17 protein-coding genes are annotated in these 18171 nt (G+C 65.2%); 9 read left to right on the top strand and 8 right to left on the bottom strand.

Annotated features, from left to right (window positions below; all coding sequences use genetic code 11):
* The first annotated feature begins 3 nt into the window (after positions 1–3).
* The 3 genes from IVB40_RS03850 (at position 4) to IVB40_RS03840 (ending at position 1811) form a co-directional block, all read left to right on the top strand.
* Positions 4–1032, top strand: coding sequence for a peptidoglycan -binding protein (locus IVB40_RS03850; RefSeq protein WP_247283836.1), 1029 nt, complete (start codon positions 4–6; stop codon positions 1030–1032).
* Positions 1032–1478, top strand: coding sequence for a GNAT family N-acetyltransferase (locus tag IVB40_RS03845; RefSeq protein WP_247818127.1), 447 nt, complete (start codon positions 1032–1034; stop codon positions 1476–1478). Before IVB40_RS03850 ends, IVB40_RS03845 begins: the two co-directional genes overlap by 1 nt.
* Before the next feature lie 111 nt (positions 1479–1589).
* Positions 1590–1811: a hypothetical protein gene (locus IVB40_RS03840; RefSeq protein WP_027570257.1), complete on the top strand. Its 222-nt coding sequence runs from the start codon at positions 1590–1592 to the stop codon at positions 1809–1811.
* A 331-nt stretch (positions 1812–2142) separates the two neighbouring features.
* Here the strand turns inward: IVB40_RS03840 and IVB40_RS03835 are convergent, their stop codons facing one another.
* Positions 2143–2316: a hypothetical protein gene (locus IVB40_RS03835; RefSeq protein ID WP_247283832.1), complete on the bottom strand. Its 174-nt coding sequence runs from the start codon at positions 2314–2316 to the stop codon at positions 2143–2145.
* A gap of 253 nt (positions 2317–2569) precedes the next feature.
* A complete protein-coding gene (locus IVB40_RS03830) occupies positions 2570–4396 on the bottom strand; it encodes an ABC transporter ATP-binding protein/permease (protein ID WP_027570254.1) in 1827 nt (608 codons plus the stop codon).
* A gap of 218 nt (positions 4397–4614) precedes the next feature.
* Between IVB40_RS03830 and rpmE the strand changes: the two genes are divergently transcribed.
* Positions 4615–4842, top strand: a complete 228-nt coding sequence (rpmE, locus tag IVB40_RS03825; RefSeq protein WP_007599895.1) for a 50S ribosomal protein L31 — start codon at positions 4615–4617, stop codon at positions 4840–4842.
* A gap of 163 nt (positions 4843–5005) precedes the next feature.
* Here rpmE and IVB40_RS03820 read toward each other — a convergent pair whose 3' ends face one another.
* Together IVB40_RS03820 and IVB40_RS03815 are read right to left on the bottom strand one after the other, a co-directional pair.
* The gene (locus IVB40_RS03820) at positions 5006–5515 is read right to left on the bottom strand and encodes a DUF1465 family protein (RefSeq protein WP_007599893.1); all 510 of its coding nucleotides are present in this window, start codon (positions 5513–5515) and stop codon (positions 5006–5008) included.
* 536 nt (positions 5516–6051) lie between these two features.
* Positions 6052–6243 (bottom strand): DUF1192 domain-containing protein, encoded by a 192-nt coding sequence (locus IVB40_RS03815; protein WP_247283829.1) that lies wholly within the window; start codon positions 6241–6243, stop codon positions 6052–6054.
* Positions 6244–6354: 111 nt separating this feature from the next.
* Between IVB40_RS03815 and IVB40_RS03810 the strand changes: the two genes are divergently transcribed.
* Both IVB40_RS03810 and IVB40_RS03805 read left to right on the top strand, forming a co-directional pair.
* Positions 6355–7353, top strand: coding sequence for an NAD(P)H-quinone oxidoreductase (locus IVB40_RS03810; protein ID WP_018454625.1), 999 nt, complete (start codon positions 6355–6357; stop codon positions 7351–7353).
* Between the two features lie 154 nt (positions 7354–7507).
* Complete coding sequence (locus tag IVB40_RS03805) at positions 7508–10384, top strand: EAL domain-containing protein (RefSeq protein WP_026232774.1); 2877 nt, start codon at positions 7508–7510, stop codon at positions 10382–10384.
* A 12-nt stretch (positions 10385–10396) separates the two neighbouring features.
* On the opposite strand, the gene IVB40_RS03800 is transcribed toward IVB40_RS03805, so the two are convergent.
* Positions 10397–10666 (bottom strand): hypothetical protein, encoded by a 270-nt coding sequence (locus IVB40_RS03800; RefSeq protein WP_027570252.1) that lies wholly within the window; start codon positions 10664–10666, stop codon positions 10397–10399.
* 144 nt (positions 10667–10810) lie between these two features.
* On the opposite strand from IVB40_RS03800, the gene IVB40_RS03795 reads away from it, so the two are divergent.
* Positions 10811–12307 carry a diguanylate cyclase gene (locus IVB40_RS03795; RefSeq protein ID WP_027570251.1) on the top strand — a complete coding sequence of 499 codons (1497 nt, stop codon included), beginning with the start codon at positions 10811–10813 and terminating at the stop codon, positions 12305–12307.
* A 107-nt stretch (positions 12308–12414) separates the two neighbouring features.
* Here IVB40_RS03795 and IVB40_RS03790 read toward each other — a convergent pair whose 3' ends face one another.
* Complete coding sequence (locus tag IVB40_RS03790; RefSeq protein WP_007599884.1) at positions 12415–13290, bottom strand: UTP--glucose-1-phosphate uridylyltransferase; 876 nt, start codon at positions 13288–13290, stop codon at positions 12415–12417.
* 203 nt (positions 13291–13493) lie between these two features.
* Between IVB40_RS03790 and IVB40_RS03785 the strand changes: the two genes are divergently transcribed.
* Entirely contained in the window at positions 13494–14891 is a 1398-nt protein-coding gene (locus tag IVB40_RS03785) for a lytic murein transglycosylase (RefSeq protein ID WP_247818126.1), read from the top strand.
* 202 nt (positions 14892–15093) lie between these two features.
* Complete coding sequence (locus IVB40_RS03780) at positions 15094–16776, top strand: SGNH family hydrolase (RefSeq protein ID WP_247818125.1); 1683 nt, start codon at positions 15094–15096, stop codon at positions 16774–16776.
* A gap of 144 nt (positions 16777–16920) precedes the next feature.
* On the opposite strand, the gene IVB40_RS03775 is transcribed toward IVB40_RS03780, so the two are convergent.
* Together IVB40_RS03775 and IVB40_RS03770 are read right to left on the bottom strand one after the other, a co-directional pair.
* Positions 16921–17289: a CsbD family protein gene (locus tag IVB40_RS03775; protein WP_247818124.1), complete on the bottom strand. Its 369-nt coding sequence runs from the start codon at positions 17287–17289 to the stop codon at positions 16921–16923.
* A gap of 74 nt (positions 17290–17363) precedes the next feature.
* Positions 17364–18101: an SDR family oxidoreductase gene (locus IVB40_RS03770; RefSeq protein WP_247818123.1), complete on the bottom strand. Its 738-nt coding sequence runs from the start codon at positions 18099–18101 to the stop codon at positions 17364–17366.
* Positions 18102–18171 lie beyond the last annotated feature (70 nt).

Below are 18171 nucleotides of genomic sequence, written 5' to 3'. Positions count from 1 at the left end.
GACATGGCACTGGCGCGCGGCCGCCGCGGCGATACCTCCTTCAACTACTGGCCCGGCTTCGTCGACGCGCTGTCGACGCTGGTGCTGTCGATCGTGTTCCTGCTGTCGGTGTTCCTGGTCGTGCAGTTCTTCCTGTCGCAGGAGGTCACCGGCAAGGACAAGGCGCTGGAGCAACTCAACGCCAAGATTGCTCAGCTCAACGAGCTGCTGTCGCTGGAGAAGCTCGGCAAGCTCACGCTTGACGACCAGGTCTCGTCGCTGAAAGCCGGCCTCGCCTCGGCCGAGAGCGAACGCGATCGCATCAAGGGCCTCTATGACGGGCTCGCCGCCGCCGGCAACGATGCGCAGGGCAAATCCTCCGAGCTCGGCAAGGCGCTGGACTCCGAGAAGGCGGTTTCCGCCCGCGCGCTGGCGCAGATCGAGGTACTGAACCAGCAGATCAGCGCGCTGCGGCGGCAGCTAGCGGCGCTGGAGGAAGCGCTCGACGTCTCCGAGAAGCGCGACAAGGAATCGCAAAATCGAATCGCCGATCTGGGCTCTCGCCTGAATGTCGCCCTGGCGCAGCGGGTGCAGGAATTGTCGCGCTACCGCTCGGAATTCTTCGGCCGCCTGCGCGCCATCCTCGGTAACCGCCCCGACATCCGCATCGTCGGCGACCGCTTCGTGTTCCAGTCCGAAGTGTTCTTCGACACCGGACAGGCGGTGCTGCTGCCCGAAGGCCGCGCCGAGCTCGACACGCTCGCGACCGCACTGATCGATCTCGACAAGAAGATCCCGAACGAGATCCCCTGGGTGCTGCGCGTCGACGGCCACACCGACGTGCGTCCGGTCAACGGTGCGAATTTCAAGTCGAATTGGGACCTCTCGGCCGCCCGTTCGATCTCGGTGGTGCAGTACCTGATCTCGCTCGGCGTGCCCGCCCAGCGCCTTGTCGCCGCCGGCTTCGGCGAATTCCAGCCGCTCGACACCGCCAACACCGAGGAAGCCTACAAGCGCAACCGCCGCATCGAGCTGAAGCTGACGGAGCGGTAGTGAGCGCCCTCCATCTTCGTCCTTACCTTCCCGCGGACGAGGCCGCCTCAATCGATCTCTGGCATCGCACCTGGCAGCAGGCCTATCCGCAGATCGACTTCGCGGCACGGCTGGACTGGTGGCGCGAACGCTGGCGCAAGGAGCTGGTGCCGAAGGCTTCGATCGTGGTGGCGGAGCAGGACGGCGCACTCACGGGCTTCGTCACCATCGACGGCGACGGCTATCTCGACCAGCTCGTTGTCGATCCCGCGCATTGGGGCTCGGATGCGGCGCGGCTGCTGGTGGACGAGGCCAAGCGTCTGTCACCGACCGGCGTGACACTGCTCGTCAACAAGGACAACAGCCGCGCCATCCGCTTCTATGAGCGCAACGGCTTCGCGCATGCCGGCGACGAGGTGAATCCGACCTCGGGACGTCCGGTGCTGAAGATGCAATGGCGATCTTGATTCTGGCGACCCTGATTCTGGCGGCGTGACGCCCGTCACGTCGGGATCCCAGGACGTCAGCTAGTCGTTGTGCCCGGAGAAATCGCTCCGGCAAGCGGATGGAGATGACCGATGAAACTGAGCGATCTGGCCAAGGGATCTTCGGTCCTGCTCGGCGTCATCGTCGCCGGATATGTCTCCACGAGCTATGTCGACCAGCGCCTCGCCACGCCGGTCAAGACGACGAGTGCTCCGACGAACGGCCTTGGGCCATCGGCCTGCGTCGATGAGGACGGGAGCTGGAAGAACTGGCCGTGGCCGAATGTGCCGGCGCTGTCGCCGAAGTGTCGATGATCGGCGCTGTCGCGTAACTCGCCGTGACGCGCTCTCGGCTCAGGCGGAGTTCGAGCTCGAATTGCCAGCTCTTGGCTTTGAGGATCGCGTGGCGGCTTTCTTCGCGAAGCTCGATCGACTCGTTGATCGTTCGCTGCGCCCGCTCCAGGAGTTCGCGGGTCTCTTCGCTGTATGGCTGGGCCATGATGCGCACTCCCGTTGAGGCGGGAGCGCAAATCATCTCTCAGGCACCGACGCCTATGGACGAGCCTTTGGCCGGCGATACCTGATTAGGCGCCACATCCGGGGGAACCGCAAGGTCCATCCACTCGGCTCAGGGCGCGCGGGCGCCCTATCCGAAATTCCGGAAGCCCACGATGAGCAATCCGAAACTCAACACAGCGATCGCGCCTGTGCCCACGATAACAAGCAGGGCCGCCTTCCATCCCGCAAGGCCGCGCTTTTGCTGCCGAATAGCGAACAGGATGAGGAGGATGAAGAGTACCGGACCGATCAGAACAATCATTCAAGTATTCCCAATCACCAGGGGCGCAGGGCGGCCGATCCGGATCGTGCTCTTCGCGAGATCGACAAACATCCATCATCCGCTTGCTATGAAGGAAGACCTTGTCGCGCGACGCGCCTGCCAAAATCTCCGCCGTCATTCCCCGCGAAGGCGGGGAATCCAGTACGCCGCGGCTTCTCGATTGATCACGACCGTCTCGGAGTACTGGATCGCCCGCCTTCGCGGGCGATGACACTGTGCGTGAGGCGACGCCTCACGCCCCCTCGAACTGCAACCTCGCGAGCCTGGCATAAAGCCCGTTCGCGGCCACCAGCTCCGCATGCGTGCCCTGCTCGACGATCCGGCCCTGGTCCATCACCAGGATGCGGTCGCACGACAAGACGGTGGCGAGGCGGTGCGCGATGACGAGCGTGGTGCGGTGACGCATCAGCTCTTCAAGCGCGGTCTGCACCAGCGTCTCGCTTTCGGCATCGAGCGCGGAGGTGGCCTCATCCAGCAGCAGCAGCGGCGCATCACGCAGGATCGCACGCGCGATCGCGATGCGCTGGCGCTGGCCGCCGGACAGCGTCACGCCGCGCTCGCCGAGCGGGGTGTCGAAACCTTCGGGCAGGCGGCGAATGAACTCGGCGGCGTGCGCGAGCTCGGCGGCACGCTCGACCTCGGCGTCGGTGGCATCGGGCCGACCGAAGCGGATGTTGTCGCGGGCACTTGCCGCGAACACATTCGATTCCTGCGGCACCAGCGCGATGCGCGAACGGAATTCACGCGGATCGGCGGATTTGACCGGCACGCCGTCGAGCGAGATCGCGCCGCTGCGCGGATCGTAGAAGCGCAACAGCAGATGAAAGATCGTGCTCTTGCCGGCGCCGGACGGACCGACGATCGCGACCTTCTCGCCGGGGCGCACGGTGAACGAGACGGCATCGAGCACATTGACGTCGCGCCGTGCCGGATAGGCGAAGCTGACATGGTCGAAGCCGACTTCGCCGCGCGCCGGCACCGGCAGCGCGCGCGGCGACGCGGGCGCGGTGATATCGGGCTGCACATGCAGGATCTCGAACAGGCGCTCGGAAGCGCCTGACGCCGCCGAGATCTCGCCCCAGACCTCGCTGAGCTGGCCGAGGCCAGCAGCCGCGAAGGCCGCATAGAGCACGAATTGGCCGAGCCGGCCCGGCGTGATGGTGCCGGTCAGCACGTCGTGCGAGCCGATCCAGAGGATCGCGACCACGCTTGCGAACACGATGAAGATGATGATGGCGGTGAGCACGGCGCGCGCCTGCGTAGAGGTGCGCGCGGCCTCATAGGCCTGCTCGACCTCGCCGCCGAAGCGCCTCTCGGCGAGGCTCTCGCTGGTATAGGCCTGCACGGTACGGATCGCACCGACGAGTTCGCTCGCATAGGCGGAGGCCTCGGCCAGCGTGTCCTGCGCATTGCGCGACAGCCGCCGCACCCAGCGCCCGAAGGCGACCAGCGGCAGCACGATCAGGGGAATGGCCAGCAGCACGAAGCCTGATAGCCGCGGGCTGGTGATCACCATCATCGCCGCGGCACCGAAGAACATCATCAGGTTGCGCAGTGCGATCGAGACCGAGGCGCCGACGGAGGATTTGATCTGGGTGGTGTCGGCGGTCAGGCGCGACACCAGCTCGCCGCTGCGCGCCGAATCGAAGAAGGCCGGCGACAGCGACAACAGATGGGCGAAGACGTCGCGCCTGAGATCGGCAACGATGCGCTCGCCGATCGTCATCACGAGGTAGTAGCGCGCGGCGCTCGCGAGTGCGAGCACGGCGACGACGGCGATCATCACCGAGAAATAGCTGTTGATCAGCTCGATGCCTTCAGGCGTCAGGCCGAAGTCGATCATCCTGCGCACCGCGACTGGCACCAGCAGGGTGGTCAGCGCCGCGATCGTCAGCGCCACGAAGGCCAGCGCAGCCCGGCCGCGATAGCGCGCGACATAGGGCGCAAGCGCCAGCAGCGGCCGCAGCTTCGCGCGGCTCTTCGCCGGCGCCTCGACCAGGTCGGCCTCGATCGACGGGGCCTCCGCGGGCCCGGTTTCAAGCCGTTCTACTGCGCTCATGAGATCCGACCAAAAGACAAAGAGAGGTAGTCTGCTCCAGATAGGCCGCGCGAGCAGGCGTGGCAAATCCGGGATGTCCCTTAGGGGGCCGCCCGGTCCCCTAAGGCCCCAAAGGCTCTGCAATGGCTTGTTTTACAGGGGCCCGTGGGGTATAGACCCCGCCAAATCCGTCATTCGATAGCCACTCAAGTGAGGCGCCGGGGCGCCGAGGAATTGCCATGAAAGCCGAAATTCACCCGAACTATCATACGATTAAGGTCGTGATGACCGACGGAACCGAGTACCTGACCCGCTCCACCTGGGGCAAGGAAGGCGACACGCTGAACCTCGACATCGACCCCAAGTCGCACCCGGCCTGGACCGGCGGCAACGCGCAGCTGATGGATCGCGGCGGCCGCGTCTCGCGCTTCCAGAAGAAGTTTTCGGGCTTTCTCAAAAAGGATTGATCCGGCCGCAAGGCCGGAGACGAAAAACGCCCCCGGAGAGCCGGGGGCGTTTTTCGTTTTGGGTGACGCTCGTCATTGCGAGGAGCTCTTGCGACGAAGCAATCCAGACTGTCTCCGCGGAGGGATTTCTGGATTGCTTCGCTACGCTCGCAATGACGGGGGCTTACCGCTCGAACGCGGCCTTCAGCGCGTTGAGATGCGGCACCAGCGGGTTGCCGATCGAGGAATGATCGACCGGCGGGGTGTGGATGGTGGTGTCCAGGCGGCGCACGCGGGTCTGGAGGCTCATCGAGCGATGGATCAGATCCTGGAGCTGCGACGGCAGCTTCTCGATGCTGTCGGTGGAGCCGGGATCGGCGGCGGAGAGCTTGACCTTGGTTTTTTCGCGGTTGGCCTGGCCCAACGTCATCTCGCCTTCCTTGACGGCGCGGTGCAGCAGCAGCCATGAGGCGAGCTGCATCAGGCGGGTGGTCAGACGCATGCTCTCGGTCGCATAGGTGAGGCTGACGGCGCGATCGAGCGCCTTGGCCTCGGTGCGGCCGGCGCCATCGAGATAGGCGGCGGTCTCCTCGACCAGGTCCATGCCCTCGCGGAACAGGACGCCGAACGCCGCAGAATTGGTGAACCGCTCGCTGAGTTGAACGAGAGCGCCTTCGGCTTGCAAACGTTCCATGGTTAACGCCCCTTACGCAACTGTCTGACTGCCCGGCTTTGGCGCCGGCTTATGATGAACAAATCATTGCGCGGGCGGGACGCCGAGTCCAGTGACAAGCATGGATATGGTTTCCGCGGGTCTTTGCTCGGAATTCAACCGGTGCGAGACGCAAAAAGGCGGAGCTGGGCGCAAAAAAGAGCCGCCGGAAAACCGGCGGCTTTGAAAGTTGATAACAGGGAGGCGTCAAACAGAGTGGACAGGAGCCACTCGGTGTCCAAACAAGGACAGTTCCCAGTCATAAACTCGAAAGCTTAATGTGGAGTAAACGAGCGAACATTTTGAGGGTTCGTTAGCCATGTCGGTCAGTGGCCGAGTGCGCCCGCGGAACAAACTCTCTCCGTCGCCCCGGCCTAGTGCGCAATTGCGCACGGGGGCCGGGCCCATAGCCACAGGGAAAAGTCGTCGCGCGAGCCGGCAACTCCGAGTCTTCGGAAAACTGCTCGCACGGCGTATGGGTCCCGGCCTCCGCCGGGACGACAGCTATTGTTTCGAGCCTACTTCTTGAAGACGCTGTTCGCCGCATCGCGCGAGGCGCGCTTCTTCGTTGCGGCTTCTTCCAGCCTTGTGATCTCGCCCTTGAGCAGCGCGAGGCGCTCGGTCAGTTCCTCCACTGACAAGAGCGAGAGATCCTGTCCGATGTCATGGCTGATCTTCTTGCGCGGGCGGTCGTCGTCTTCCATCGCCATCGTGGTTCCTCCTGCGTTCGCTTCACAAGCGGCTGAGGCGGTTGCCAGCCTGCACCGCGCTGGCTAAGCAATGGCCTCGTTCCATCCCGCACCTTTGCTCAAGGACACATCATGGACAAGCTGCCCGCGCAAATGACCGTGGTCGCCATCTCGAAACCCGGCGGACCGGAAGTGCTGGTGCCGGAACAACGGGCGCTGCCGCAGCCCGGTCCCGACGAGATCCTGGTCAAGGTGCAGGCCGCCGGCGTCAACCGGCCCGACGTGGCGCAGCGCTCCGGCGCCTATCCGCCGCCGCCCGGCGCCAGTGACCTGCCCGGCCTCGAGATCGCCGGCGAAGTGGTGGCCGTCGGCAGCAACGCCAAGCGGCACAAGATCGGCGACAAGGTGATGTCGCTGGTCGCCGGTGGCGGCTATGCGCAGTACTGCATCGCGCAGGACGGCCAGGCGATGAGCGTGCCGCCGTCGCTGTCGATCAAGGAAGCCGGCGCACTGCCGGAAACGCTGATGACGGTCTGGCACAACGTGTTCGAGCGCGGCGCCCTAAAGGCCGGCGAGACGCTGCTGATCCATGGCGGCTCGTCGGGGATCGGCACCATGGCGATCCAGCTCGCCAAAGCGTTCGGCGCCAAGGTGATCGTCACCGTAGGATCGCAGGACAAGATCGATGCCTGCCTCAAGCTCGGCGCGGATCGTGCCATCAACTACAAGACGGAAGACTTCGTCGCCGTGGTCAAGGCGGAGACGAACAATGCCGGCGCCAATCTGATCCTCGACATGGTCGCCGGCGACTATGTCGACCGCAACTATGACGCCGCCGCGCTCGACGGCCGCATCGTGCAGATCGCGACCCTCAACGGGCCCAAGGTCACCGTCAACATCGCCAAGGTGATGGTGAAGCGCCTGACCCATACCGGCTCGACGCTGCGCCCCCGTAGTAATGCGGACAAGGCGGCGATGGTGGCCGCGATCGAGGCGAAAGTGATGCCGCTTTTGCGCGAAGGCCGGGTCAAGCCGCTGATGGACAGCACTTTCCCGCTGGAAAAGGCATCCGACGCGCACCGGCGGATGGAAACCTCGGCACATATTGGCAAAATTGTGTTGGAGGTCTAGGCCAGCGGCCCACAGGGCAAGCCGGAAACCCTTTGATTTTCCTTGCTTTCGTGGCATCTATCGCGACGCACCGAACCACCTTGTTCCGTTCGGAAAACGCCGTGCACCGAAGAGCCTGCACCGAACAGTTTGCGTCGAACGCGGAGAACTGACCTTGCGTCTGATCAGGTGCCTCGCGCCCATAGCGCTGGGCCTCATGATTCTCGTCTGCGCGTTCCCGGCGCGCGCGCTCGACGCTGTCAGCGTCCGCGGTGACGCGCCCGCGATCGACCTCACCGGCGTGCTCGAGCATCAGCGCAGCGACGCCGACCGGATCCAGGTCTCCACCGCGCCCGGCACCGACGGCATCGTCCGCCGCATCGAGGTGCGCGCCCGCGAAGGGGGCCAGAACTGGGTGGTGTTCGCGCTCGCCAACAACACCGACGACCAGCTCGACCGCCTGATCGTCGCCCCGCATTACCGCATCGTCTCTTCGGGGCTGCTCTGGCCCGATCTCGGGCTGTCGCGCATCGCGACCATCACGCCCTCGACCGGCGACCGGCCGGAGCGGCAGGAGAGTCCGACCGCCGACGTCTTCCGCGTCACCCTCGATCCCGGCGCCGTCGTCACCTTCGTCGCGGAGCTGCGCACCGACAAGCTGCCGCAGCTCTATCTGTGGGAGCCGGAATCCTACAAGGACAAGGTCAACTCGTTCACGCTGTACCAGGGCATCGTGATCGGCATCTCCGGCCTGCTGGCGCTGGTGCTGACCATCCTGTTCGTGGTCAAGGGCAGCATCATGTTCCCGGCCGCCGCGGCGCTGGCCTGGGCGGTGCTGGTCTATATCGGCGTCGATTTCGGCTTCTGGGGCAAGGTGCTCGACATGTCGAACAACGCCGAGCGCATCTGGCGCGCGGCGGGTGAGGCGATCCTGGCGGCGACGCTGCTGGTGTTCCTGTTCGCCTATCTCAATCTCAGTCGATGGCACGTGCGATATTCCCACATCACGGTGGGCTGGCTCGCGTTCCTGGGCTCCCTGGTGGCGCTAGCCCTGTTCGACCCTGCGGTGGCGTCCGGCATCGCGCGCATATCGCTGGTGTTGATTGCCTTCGCCGGCTTCGCGCTGATCGTCTATCTCTCCACCCACGGCTTCGACCGCGCGGTGCTGCTGATCCCGACCTGGTTCCTGCTGGTGGTCTGGGTGGTCGCGGCCGGCATGACGGTCGCGGGCTCCGTCACCAACGACATCGTCGGCCCTGCCCTGCTCGGCGGCCTCGTGCTGATCGTGATGCTGATCGGCTTCACGGTGATGCAGCATGCGTTCGCCGGCGGCGGCGCCACCACCGGCGTCGTCTCCGACATCGAGCGCCGCGCGCTGGCGCTGGCCGGTTCCGGCGATCTGATCTGGGACTGGGACGTTTCCGCCGACAAGGTCTTCACCAGCCCCGAGACCGAGGCCCTGCTCGGCCTCAAGCGCGGCACGCTGGAAGGTCCGGCCGCCTCCTGGCTCGAAGTGTTGCACCCGCTCGACCAGGACCGTTTTCGCGCAGCGCTCGACAGCGTGCTCGACCAGCGCCGCGGCCGCCTGGTGCAGGATTTCCGCCTGCGCACGCCGGACGGTCACTTCATGTGGTTCGCGCTGAAGGCGCGCCCGGTGGTCGGCTCCGACGGCGAGGTCTCGCGCGTGGTCGGCACCCTCACCGACGTCACCGAGCTCCGCAACGCCGAGGAGCGCCTGCTCCACGATTCCGTGCATGACAATCTGACCGGCCTGCCCAACCGCAAGCTGTTCATGGACCGCCTCGGCGCCGTCGCGCATTTTGCCAAGACCATGCCGACGCTGCGGCCGACGCTGATGGTGATCGACCTCGACCGCTTCAAGCAGGTCAACGATTCCGTCGGCATCGCGGTCGGCGATTCCATCCTGCTGACGCTGGCCCGCCGCCTCACCCGCATCCTGAAGCCGCAGGATACGCTGGCGCGGCTCGCCGGCGACCAGTTCGGCCTGATCCTGCTGTCGGAGCAGGACCCCGCCCGCATCACCGCCTTCGCCGAGACCATCCGCAAGACCATCCGCGCGCCGATCGCCTTCAACGAACGCGAGATATTTCTCACGGCCTCGATCGGCCTTGCCTTGTCCGATCCGCAAGTTCAGCTCACGGACGAGATCATCAAGGACGCCGAGCTTGCGATGTATCACTCCAAGCGCATCGGCGGCGACCGCATCGACGTCTACAAGTCCGCGATGCGCGCGCGAAAGACCGACCGGCTGACGCTGGAGAGCGAACTGCGCCGCGCCATCGAGCGGCAGGAGCTCACGATCCTGTACCAGCCGATCGTGCGGCTTGAAGACCGCTCCGTCGCCGGCTTCGAGGCGCTGGTGCGCTGGGATCATCCCAAGCTCGGACGCATGGCGCCGTCGGAATTCATCACCATCGCGGAAGAGACCGGCCTGATCATCGACCTCGGCATGTTCGTGCTCGACCAGACCGCCAAGCAGCTCTCGATCTGGCAGCGCGCGATGCGCTCGCGCGAGCCGATCTTCGCATCGGTCAACGTCTCCTCGCGGCAATTGCTGCGCCACGATCTGATCCACGATATCCGCACCGTGCTGTCGCGCTCCTCGGTCGCGCGCGGCACGCTGAAGCTGGAACTGACGGAATCGTTGGTGATGGAGAATCCGGAGCACGCGGCACAGATGCTGACGCGGATCCGCGAGCTCGGCACCGGGCTGTCGCTCGACGATTTCGGCACCGGGCATTCGTCGCTGGCCTATCTGCAGCGCTTCCCGTTCGACACCATCAAGATCGACCAGTCCTTCGTTCGCACCACCAACCGCGGCACCCGCCCGGTGATCCTGAAGTCCATCATCGCGCTCGCGCACGACCTCGGCATGGACGTGGTCGCCGAAGGTGCCGAGACCGATTCCGACGCGGTCGAGCTCTACCAGATGGGCTGCGAATACGCGCAAGGGTTTGCCTTCGGCGAACCCATGGATGCCGACGCCGCGATGCGCCTGCTCACGGAAGTGCGCCTGGAAGCGGCGAGCTAGCTTCCCCTCGCCTCACCCAGGCCTGCGCCGGTCACTCTTCAGCTTGGTGAACCGCACGCTCTCGCCGTCCGGCATCCGCATCGCCTTGAAACCCGCGGCGAGGCAGGCTTCGCGTTGCGGCATTTGGATATCCGGGCTGCGCAGGCTGTCCCACCATGAGGCACGATTCGCCGCGCGCGGCAGGGCCGCGCCGATGATCTCTTCGATCTGTTCATAGGTCAGCACGAATTCCGTCTGCTTCTGCCGCATCAGATAATCGCGCAACGCGTCGTAGTCGTTCACCGCTGTCCTCTTCGCTGGTCGAAGGCCCGCTTTGCCCAAAAACGTGAGCCGCGGAAACCAATTTTTAACTCATTCCGGCAGCGCCGTCCCGGCTTAAACACTACTCAAGCTTTCGGGCGCATTCACTGGTGCCGGGAGCAAACGATGTTGTCTCGATGGCGCGACGTCACGGCCCGACGGCCATGGCGGCTTTCGGCGAAGCTGCTGATCATCTCGTCCGTGGTGACGGTGATCGGCTTTTCCGCCATTTGCGTCAACGTCATGCTGGACATGCGCCGCGGCGAGGAGGCGCTCGCCCGCCAGACGCTGGAAAACCTGGCGACGACCATCGAGTCCGACGTCAGCCGCAACATCGAGATCTACGATCTGGCCCTCAAGGCGGTCGCCAGCAACATGCTGCTGCCGGAAATCGCCACGGTCTCGAAGCCGATCCGTCACCTCATCCTGTTCGACCATTCGACCACGGCGAGGCATTTCGGCGCGATCCAGGTGTTCGACGCCGACGGCCGGTTGACCATCGACGCCTCGACGCTCGATCCCGTTGCCGTGAACCGGGGCGACGAGGATTACTTCAAGGCCCATCGGGACAGTCCCGAAACGGGCCTCTTCATCAGCCGCCCGATGCTGTTCCGCGGCGCCTATGCAATCGTGCTGAGCCGGCGCATCAGTGACACCGACGGAGGCTTCCTCGGGGTCGTCGCCGGCTCGATCCGCTTCAGCTATTTCCACGAGTTGTTCGAGCGGCTGAACCTCGATCCCCATGACACCATCACCGTGCTCAAGCGCGACCGCACCATCATGATGCGGCGCCCGTTCGACCTCGACGTGATCGGCACCAACCTGAACGATCGGCGGACATGGAAGGCCGAAAATCTCCGGGTCGGCGCCTCCTATGCGGGCCAGGGCCCGGTCGATCCGACTCCGCGACTTTATGTGCGCAGCAGCGACAGCGGTCCGCTGTTCGTGGTGGCGGGCAAACCGCTGGCCGCGGTGTTCGAGCTCTGGCAGAGGGAAGCCTACCGCATCGGCGCCGTGGTGCTGGCGCTCAGCCTGTTCATGCTCGCATCGACGCTGGTGCTCGCGCGCGAGATCGGCCGGCGCGCCGAGGCCGAGCGCAAGCTCGAGGAGATGGCGACGACCGACGCGCTCACCGGCCTGAAGAACCGCCGCAAGTTCGACCAGGTGATCGACGTCGAATGGCGGCGCGCGATGCGGCAGCAGACGCCGATCGCGCTCTTGATGATCGATGCCGATCACTTCAAGGCCTACAACGACACGTTCGGCCACCAGGCCGGCGACCAGGTGCTGGTCGGCATCGCCATCTGCATTTCCGATTCGGTGAGCCGCGCCGGCGATTGCGCGGCGCGCTATGGCGGCGAGGAATTCGCCGTGCTGCTGCCGGGCACCTCGGTCACCGACGCCCTCACGGTGGCCGAGAAGATCCGCGCCAAGGTGCAGGGCTGGTCCGACGACCACACGAGCTCGACAGTGTCCTGCGGCATCGCGAGCCTCGTTCCGACCACGGGCATGGACTGGCCGCTGCTGGTCGCCGCCGCCGACAAGGCCCTCTACGCCGCAAAAGCCGGCGGCCGCAACCAGTCGGTGGTCGCGAGCTTGCCGAAGCTGTCGCTGGTGGCGTGAGGGGTTCGTTCCGTCATCGCGAGCGAAGCGAAGCAATCCAGACTGTCGCCGCGGAGGCAGCCTGGATTGCTTTCGTCGCTTCGCTCCTCGCAATGACGAGCGGAGCGCTACTGCCCCAGATATTTCTTCATCTCCGCAATGAGCCCGTCACGCAGCTCCGGCCGCTTCAGGCCGTAGGCGATGTTGGCGCGGAGGAAGCCGGGTTTGGAGCCGCAATCGTGGCGCTCGCCCTCGAACTCGACGCCGTAGAATTTTTGCGATCTGGCGAGGCCGATCATGGCGTCGGTGAGCTGGATCTCGCCGCCGGCGCCGCGCTCCTGGGTCTCCAGGATCTTGAAGATCTCCGGCTGCAGGATGTAGCGGCCGGTGATCGAAAGATTGGAGGGCGCGGTGCCCTTGGCCGGCTTCTCGACCATGCCGTCGACTTCGAACATCTTGCCGGTGCGTTTGCCGACGCCGCAGATGCCGTATTGATGGGTCAGATGGTCAGGCACCGGCTCGACCGCGATGACGTTGGATTTTTCGCCGAGCTTGCTGGCGGTGTCGATCATCTGCTTCAGGCAGCCGGGCGAATTGAGCACGAGTTCGTCGGGCAGCACGACCGCGAACGGTTCGTTGCCGACGATGTCGCGCGCGCACCAGACCGCGTGACCGAGGCCGAGCGGCGCCTGCTGGCGGGTGAAGCTGACGGCGCCGGCCTCCGGCTGGTTCTGCGCCAGAACGTCCTGCTCGGTCTTCTTGCCGCGCGCGGCCAGCGTCGCATCGAGCTCGAACATCCGGTCGAAATGGTCTTCGATGACACTTTTGTTGCGGCCCGTGACGAAGATGAAGTGCTCGATGCCGGCTTCCCGGGCCTCGTCATAGACGTACTGGATCAGCGGCTTGTCGACGATCGTCAGCATTTCCTTCGGCATCGCCTTGGTGGCGGGCAGGACGCGGGTGCCGAGGCCGGCAACGGGAAATACGGCTTTGCGGATTTTCATGGGATTGATCGAATACCTGAGGAACACGTGAAGGGAGCAATGGCATCTTGCTAGCTTGTTTGCAGCCGCCAACAAAGGCGGATGTGGGGCCTCATCCTCACAGAGTTAAGAAAAAGGCCACCATCAAAATTTCACCTTTGTTAAGCTGTTGGCAACCGTAACCAGGCCTCCTGAGGGCGGATTTTGGCCGGACAGGTGTGGACATGATGCAATCAATGGCAGGGCTGGCAAAACGGGGCGGGTCCGTGACCGGTGCGACGATGATTGCGGCCGCCCTGCTGTTCCCGCTTCCCGCCGGCGCGCAGGCTCAGAACGGTCTGTCAAATCTGTTCGGCGGTATCTTCTCCGGCCCCAACGCGGCGCCTTCGCCAGCAGCGCCCGGGCCCAGCGGGGCTCAAACGGGAGTTCAACCCTGGACCGGCGAGGACGGCGCCTCCGGGCATCCGCTGATGACAGCCGCCGCGATCCGCGAGGCCGCGGGCAATTTCAACAATTGCGTCGCGGGCATGTGGCCCGATGCCGCACGGCGCAACATCACGCAGGAAAATTTCCAGCGCTTCACGGCAGGCCTCGCGCCCGATCTGCGCATCATGGACCTGATGGACTCGCAGCCGGAGTTCACCAAGTCGATCTGGGACTATCTCGACATCCTCGTGAACGACAACCGCCTCGCCAAGGGCCGCGAGGTCCTGGCCAAATACAAGGCGCAGTTCGACGCCACCGAAAAAGCCACCGGCGTCGATCGCTATATCATCGCCTCGATCTGGGGCATCGAGTCCAACTACTCGACTCAGATGGGCGACCGCAGCGTGCTGCAATCGACCGCGACGCTCGCCTGCATCGGCCGCCGTCAGGCTTACTTCAAGGACGAATTCCTCTCCGCGCTGGAGATCCTCAACCGCGGCGATCTCAGGCCCGAACAATTGCGCGGCTCCTGGGCCGGCGCCTTCGGCCCGACCCAGTTCATGCCGACCGCGTTCAAGCGCTTTGCCGTGGACGGCGACGGCGACGGCCGGCGTGACGTCGTCGACAATCCCTCCGACCTGATTGCGTCGACCGCCAACAATTTGAAGAAGGACGGCTGGCAGCCCGGCCAGACCTGGGGCTACGAGGTCGTGGTGCCCCAGGGCTTCAACTACATGCTGGCCGATCGCGCCAAGGCGATGACGGTGGCGCAATGGGAAAAGCTCGGCCTCAAGCGCCCGGCCAACCAGCCCTTCCCGCATCCGGCCGAGAAGGCCTACCTGCTGGCGCCGGCCGGCGCGCAGGGGCCGGGCTTCCTGATGCTGCAGAACTTCCGGGTCATCATGAAGTACAATCCGGCCGAGGCTTATGCGCTGGCGATCGGCCATTTCGCCGACCGCCTGCGCGGCGGCCAGCCGTTCGTGCAGCCTTGGCCGCGGCAGGAACGGGAGCTGTCCCGGACCGAACGGCTGGAACTCCAGCAGCTGCTGGCCCAGCGCGGCTTCTACAAGGGCACCCCCGACGGCCAGTTCGGCGGCCAGACCCGGGAAGCCCTGCGCAACTTCCAGGCCTCGATCGGGGTCCCCGCGGACGGATTTGCCTCCTCCGACGCGCTGAACCGGCTGCGCGGGCGGTAAAATCGCGCCGAAAGTAACCCTGAACAGGGATTTTGGCCGGCAGTCTTGACCGGGGCGGCGGTTCGCCGTGTATGGGCCAATAATCTTGGGCCAAGGATCTCAAGGATCTGAAGAGAATCTGAAAGAGAATCTGCCCGTTTGGCGCCCGATTCCGTTATTATATCGAGCCTGTCCTGATCCCCATTGCACGTGCCGAGATCGCATGTCGAAGAAGTCCCTGTTCAAGGTGCTGACCGAGACCGGCCCGCTGATCGCGCTGGGGACGGCGCTTGCGATTCTGGTGTCGGTCGCGGGACCCGCCTCGGCGCAGTTCTTCAACTTCCCCGGCTTCGGCGGCCCACCGCAGCGCGCGGCTCCGCCGCCGCCGCGGAACGGTGGAGGTGGCGGTGGCGGATGGTTCGGCGGCGACTTCTTCGCGCCGTTCCAGCAGCAACAGCCGCAAGCACCGCGTCAGGACTTTTCGCGCGCGCCGGCGCCGGCCAAGCGCGAGACCATTCCCGACAGGAACGTGCTGGTGATTGGCGACGCCATGGCCGATTGGCTCGCCTACGGCCTGGAGGATGCCTACACCGAGCAGCCCGACATGGGCGTGATCCGCAAGCACAAGACCACGTCCGGCCTGATCAAGTATCAGCCCAAGGGTGAGCCCTCGGACTGGACGGCTGCTGCAAAGGGCATTCTCGAGACCGAGAAGCCCGACGTGATCGTGGTGATGCTCGGCCTCAACGACCGCATCGCGATCCGCGAGGCGGCGGCGCCCGATAAATCGGACAAGGCGACGGACAAGAAGAACGACAAGGGCGCGCGCGGCAAACCACCGGCCAAGCCCGGCGATGCCAAGCCAGGCGACACCGCCGCGAAGCCGGACGACAAGCCGGCCGATGCCGACCTGCCGCAGGATGATGCCGACAACGCTGACGCACCCGCGGTCGCTGCGCCCGAGAAGACCGCGCGTAACCCGAACGGCCTCTACGAATTCCGCGACGAACGCTGGGTCGAGCTCTACGGCAAGAAGATCGAGGAGCTCGCCAACGTCCTCAAGTCCAAGGGCGTGCCGGTGCTCTGGGTCGGCCTGCCCGCGATCCGCGGTCCCAAGGGCACCGCGGACATGCTGTTCCTGGATTCGCTCTATCGCGAAGGCGCGGCCAAGGCCGGCATCACTTACGTCGACGTCTGGGACGGCTTTGTCGACGAGGCCGGCCGCTTCTTGCAGAAGGGCCCGGACTTCGAAGGCCAGATCCGTCAACTCCGCAGCGGTGACGGCGTCTATTTCACAAAACCCGGCGCGCGCAAGCTCGCCCACTATGTCGAACGCGAGATCACCCGCCTGCTCGCCGGGCGCTCCGGCCCGATCGCGCTGCCGAGCGAACCGGCGACCCCCGACACCAGTGCCGAACCCGGCAAGCCCGCGCCGCGGCCGCTGGCCGGCCCGATCGTGCCGCTGGTTGCGGCCTCGATCTCGACCGATCAATTGCTGGGTGGGCCGGGCTCACGTCCTGCCGCCGTCGATGCGCTCGCTGCGAAGACGATGGTGAAGGGCGAGCCACTGGCTGCGCCGGCCGGCCGCGCTGACGATTATGCCTGGCCGCGCCGCGAAGTCGGCCGCGAGCAGGCCAAGGGCGATACGCCGGTCGCCGCGACGACGCCTGATGGCGGTACGCCGGGTGCGGCCGCAGCGATCGCCCCGCCAAAGCTTGCGCCAAAGAAGCCATCGGTGCCGCAGCAACCGGCACAGGCAGCGCCATCGATGCGAGATTTCTTCGGCTTTGGCTCGCCGCCGCCCCCGCCGCGTCAATTGGCGCCCGCGCCGCGCAATCCGAATCCCAACCCCGCGATCCCGCGGCCGCCTGGCAATGTCGGGCGATCGGCGGAAGTGTTCCGATAGTTGATCTCATGTCCCGGACGCGGCGCAGCCGCAGAACGGACACAGCCTTACAACATCCATAAAAAAAGGCCCCGGCTCGGCAACGCGGCGTTACACGCCGCGCTGCGTCCGGGGCCCGATGAATATCGCGCGTTGGCTTCAGCCTTAATACCGCCAGCGCGGCGGCGGGCGGCGGGAAGGCCGTGCCATCAGCAACGCGAGCGCGAAGCCTATGCCGCCGGCGACCAGCAGCGCGCCGAGCGGGTTGTCCTGCACCTTCTGGGCAATCGCCTGCGAACCGTCGCGCAAGGTTTCGGCCGGCTTGTCGTAGGCGTCCTTGGCATAGCTGGCCGCGGTATCGGTCGCGTCAAGTACGGCATCCTTGGCCTGGCCGTAGAGATTCTGCACCGTGCCGGCCGCTTCGCGTGCCTTGCCCGACGCCTGTGTCTGCGCATCGCCTGCGAGATCACCGACAGCGCCTTCCGCGCGTCCGGCGAATTCCTTGGCCGATCCGACAATCCGATCTTTATCCATGATGCTCCTCCTCGGGGGGTCAGCCCAAGTAACCGATCAGGAGCGGCGCAGTTCCATCTGACTTGAAATTGGACTCAGAGAATCAGCCCGCCGTCGACGACCAACGTCTGGCCGATAATGTAGGACGACAGCGGAGATGCCAGGAACAGCGCCGCGCCCGCCATGTCAGCAGGCGTGCCCAATCGCCGCAGCGGAATGCGTGAAAGTGCACCTTCGAGCCGCTTGGGATTCTCGGTCGTCACCTTCGTCATCTTGGTGTCGACCAGACCAGGCGCGATGCCGTTGACGCGGATGCCGTCTTCGGCCCAGGCCTCGCCGAGCGTCCGTGTCAATCCGACAGCCCCGGTCTTCGACGCGTTGTAAGCAGGATTGCCCATGGTGGAATGATAGGCCGCGGTCGAGGACACCATGATCAGCGATCCCCGCGAGTCCCGCAGCATGGAATGAAATCGCGTGGCGCAGGCCATCAGGCTCATCAGGTTGACCTCGACGACCTTGCGAAAGCCAGCCATCTCGAACTCGCCGCGGCGATAGAGCACCGCGCCCTGCGCGAGCACCAGGATATCGAGCCGATCGAACGACGGCTTGAACGCTTCGACCGCTCCGGCATTGCCGACGTCGAGTTGCGCGTAGGAGAGACCGGTGAGATCCGAGCCCTCCTCAGCTGAATATTCCTTCGCGTGAGCACGCGTGCCGCAGACCGCGACTTGCGCGCCCCTGACGCGAAAGGCTTGCGCGATACCGTTGCCGATGCCGCTGGATCCGCCGACGACCAGCACCTGCTTGCCTGAGAAATCGAGCTCGTTCGTCATCGCTGGCCTCCCCGATCGTCTTGCTTGTTTGACCTGTCTGCGGATCGATGACAGCCTTGTCAATCACCAA

The sequence above is a fragment of the Bradyrhizobium sp. 40 genome (genome assembly GCF_023100925.1).
Taxonomy (GTDB): Bacteria; Pseudomonadota; Alphaproteobacteria; order Rhizobiales; family Xanthobacteraceae; genus Bradyrhizobium.
Note: the sequence above shows the minus strand (reverse complement) of the source record. Positions and strands in the feature narration are given on the sequence as shown.